At 74.8% G+C, this 3,611-nt stretch carries 3 protein-coding genes; 2 read left to right on the forward strand and 1 reads right to left on the reverse strand.

The window, feature by feature from the left end; all coding sequences use genetic code 11:
* Together C1I98_RS42195 and C1I98_RS36630 are read left to right on the forward strand one after the other, a co-directional pair.
* Positions 1-1,067: hypothetical protein (locus C1I98_RS42195; RefSeq protein WP_199537491.1), on the forward strand; the 1,067-nt coding region annotated here is incomplete at its 5' end.
* 108 nt (positions 1,068-1,175) lie between these two features.
* The gene (locus C1I98_RS36630; protein ID WP_233508494.1) at positions 1,176-2,441 is read left to right on the forward strand and encodes a glycosyltransferase; all 1,266 of its coding nucleotides are present in this window, start codon (positions 1,176-1,178) and stop codon (positions 2,439-2,441) included.
* Here the strand turns inward: C1I98_RS36630 and C1I98_RS36635 are convergent.
* Positions 2,431-3,611: acyl-CoA reductase (locus C1I98_RS36635; protein ID WP_111171863.1), on the reverse strand; the 1,181-nt coding region annotated here is incomplete at its 5' end. The genes C1I98_RS36630 and C1I98_RS36635 overlap by 11 nt on opposite strands.

Raw genomic sequence — 3,611 nt, forward strand, 5'->3', positions numbered from 1 at the left:
TTCCAGTGCCCGCGGCGCAGCAGCAGGACCCCGGCGACGACCCCGCCCGGCTCACCATGGCGGTCAGCGTCGCGCTCGGCGCGGGCTGGGCCATCGCCTTCGCCGCCGCCGGGGTCCTGCTGCTGCGCCGCGGGCACTGGAAGAACCCGATGGCGCTCGTCTGCCTGGGGATCGGCCTGGCCTCGGCGGGCGCGGCCCTGCTGTTCGGGCACCCGGGCGTGAGCCAGCTCTACTTCCTGCGCGGCGGCTGGCCGTACCTGGCGGTGCTCGCGGCGGCCGGGCTGCGCGCGGCGCTCGCGCGCGTCCCCGCCCGGGTACGGCCGGCGCTGTTCGCCGTCTGCCCGGCCGGCGGCGCGGCCCTCGCCGTGGAGACCAGGAGCGCCGCCGGCACCGCGCTGACCCTGGACAGCGCCCTCGTGCCGGTCGCGATCCTGGCCGGGGCCGCCGCGCTGACCGCGCTGGCCGTGCTGTGCTCCACCGGCGGCGTGGCGGCGGTGCTGCTGGTGCTCGCCGGACTGTGCGCCGGACCGCAGGTCACCGGGCAGTTGCACGCCTACTCCGGCGGGCCGCACGCGATTCCCGAGGTGCCCGAGGTGCCGCGCGGCGGAATGGAGGCGGCCCGCTGGCTGCGGGCCAACACCGGCCCGCACGAGGTCGTCGCCACCAACGTCCACTGCCGGGGCGTGCGGGTGCGCCACTGCGACAACCGGCACTTCTGGGCCTCGGCCTACAGCGAGCGCCGGATGCTCGTCGAAGGCTGGGGCTACACCCCGACCAACCTCGGCCGGGTGGTCGACTACCTGGCCGACCGCTACACCACGTTCATCTTCTGGGACCAGGCCAGGCTCGCGGCCAACGACGCGGTGTTCCGGCAGCCGTCCAGGGAGGCGGTGCGCCGCCTGCTCACCGGCCACGGCGTGCGCTGGTTGTTGGTGGACGAACGTGACCCCCTGCTCAGCGACGACGTCGGCCGGTACACCGCGCTGCGCTTCCGCGCGGGCGACTGCGCGGTCTACCAGATCACCCCTTGGGCGGCGAACCCCGACATCTTCTCCCCGGTCGTGTAAAGGCCGCGTCATCAGTACACCGCCCCCGGCGCGGCGCCGGGCGGCCCGCCCGTGACCGCCGCCGAGACTGACCGGGAAACCGTCAGGGACGACACCCGGAGGTGCCCGGTGGGGGAGAACGCCGTCGAGGACGCCGTCGCCACACGCCTACCGGGCGTGCACAGTACCGACGAACCGGTCAAACCGCCCACGGTGGACATCGTGGTCCCGGTGCTGAACGAGGAACGCGCGCTGCCCGGCTGCGTCGAGACGCTGCACGCCTTCCTGCGCGACTCGTTCCCGCTGACCTGGCGGATCACCATCGCCGACAACGGCAGCACCGACGCCACCTGGGACATCGCCCGCGACCTCGCCGCCCGGCTGCCCGACGTCCATGCGACCAGGATCGAGGTGCGGGGGCGCGGCGCGGCCCTGCGGCACGCCTGGAGCCGCAGTCCCGCCGAGATCGTCGCCTACATGGACGTCGATCTGTCCACCCACCTGGACGCCCTGCTGCCGATGGTGGCCCCGCTGGTCAGCGGGCACTCCGAGATCGGCATCGGCTCCCGGCTGGCCAGGTCCTCGCGGGTGCGCCGCACCGCCCGGCGGGAACTGATCTCACGCTGCTACAACCTGGCGCTGCGGCTCAGCTTCGGCGCGGGGTTCCGCGACGCGCAGTGCGGCTTCAAGGCGGTACGCGCCGACGTGGTGCGCCCGCTGCTCCAGCGCGTCCAGGACGACGCCTGGTTCTTCGACACCGAACTCCTGCTGCTCGCCGAGCACAACGGGCTGCGCGTCCACGAGACGCCGGTGGACTGGTTCGAGGACGTGGACTCGCGGGTCAACGTGGTCGGCACGGCCTGGCAGGACATCCGCGGCATGGTCCGCGTCGCCCGGCGCATGTCGGCCGGCCACGGCAGGGTGGACCTGCCGCCGCGCCGCGAACTCGCGCCCGTCCACCCCGACGCGGTGGTCGCCCCGGCGACCAACCCGCTGCTGGCCAAGCTGGTGTCGTTCGCGCTGATCGGCGTGGTGTCCACGATCGCGCACACCTCGCTGTACGCGGCGCTGCGCACGGTCTGGTCGCCGGAGTGGGCCAACCTGGCCGCGCTCGCCGTGACCGCGGCGGCCAACACCGAGGCCAACCGGCGCTGGACGTTCGGCAGGCGCGGCGGCGCGCGGGCCCGCGTGCACTCCCGCGCCGGACTGCTGTTCGTGGTCAACTACCTGTTCACCACCACGGTGGTGGTGACGGCCGTGCACGCCCTACCGGGGCACGGGCGGGCCCTGGAGGTGGCCGCGCTGTTGCTCGCCTACGTGGCGATGACCATCGTGCGCTTCGCCGTACTCGACCGCTGGGTCTTCCGGGACCGGCCCGCCGCGCTCACGGGGTGACCGTCACCAGCCGGGTGAACTCGGCCGGGAGGTCCATGCCGTCCCATACGCCGTCGAAGCGCAGCGCCGAACCCACCGGCACCATGCGGTCCACGCCCCGCCCGGTCAGCTTCCCGGCCAGCTCGCGCAACTCGGCCGCGTCGAAGCCGAGGTGGGTCATCGTCTGGTCGGCCCGGCGCACCACCGGCAGCAGCCCGTCCAGGGAGTCGAGCCTGGCGTGCGCGAACACCCCGGCGCCCAGCCAGTGGCGGGGGAGCGCGGCGGGATCGCGCAACTCCACGGCGGTCACCTCGTTGCCGTGGAAGGACAGCCTGGCGGCCACGCCGTCGGCGGCCAGGCCGTAGGCGGCGACGCGTTTGCGCACCGCCATCGCCGGGTCCACCGGCCAGCGGTCGCGGGCCAGCGTCGCCAGGCGTTCGCCCAGGTCGCGAGCGGGACCGGCGTGGTCGCCGGGGCCGATCCAGAAGATCGTGCGCGGTGAGGCGCAGGCGGCCTGCCCGAACCAGTAGGCGTCGTTGGCGAAGCCCTCGGCGGCCCGCTCGCGCGCGCCCGGCGGCGCGTCCTGCCACCAGGCGGTGCGGATCACCGCGAACGACGAGCGGTCCGGGAAGGTCACGTCGCGGGCGTGCGGGGCCAGTGGGTGCCGCCGGATCTCGCGTACCGAGGCATCGCCGCCCCAGATCACCCGCAGGTCACAGGCCGCCGACAGCAGCCCGGTCACCTCCGCCGAACGGTCGTAGCCGATCACCCGCTGGGAGTGGGCCACCGCCGGATGGGCGTCGGCGAGCGCGTCGAGCAGCACCTCGATCATGGCCAGCGCCGGGCCGCCCGCCCGGGGCGACAGCCGTACCACGTTGCGGTTGCCGGTCAGCGCGGACAGCGCCCAGGAGTAGACGAACAGCGTGTCCACGTTGGCGGGCGGGATGTGGAAGACCAGCCCGCGCGGGACCCGCAGCCGCGCGGGGTCGTCCGGCCGCAGCGCCTCCAGCGTGCGGGTGACGGCCGAGCGGCGCAGGAAGTAGCCGAGCGCGGTCAGCTCGGGGTGGCGGCGGGCCGGCGCCGGGGCGACCAGGCGGCGCGAGACGGACTCCAGGAACGCCCTGATCCGCTCGTCGCCCACCACCAGCGGCCCGCCCGGCGGCTCGGCGGTCAGCTCGGCGACCAGCTCGG

The sequence above is a fragment of the Spongiactinospora gelatinilytica genome (assembly GCF_003236385.1).
Lineage (GTDB): Bacteria > Actinomycetota > Actinomycetes > Streptosporangiales > Streptosporangiaceae > Spongiactinospora > Spongiactinospora gelatinilytica.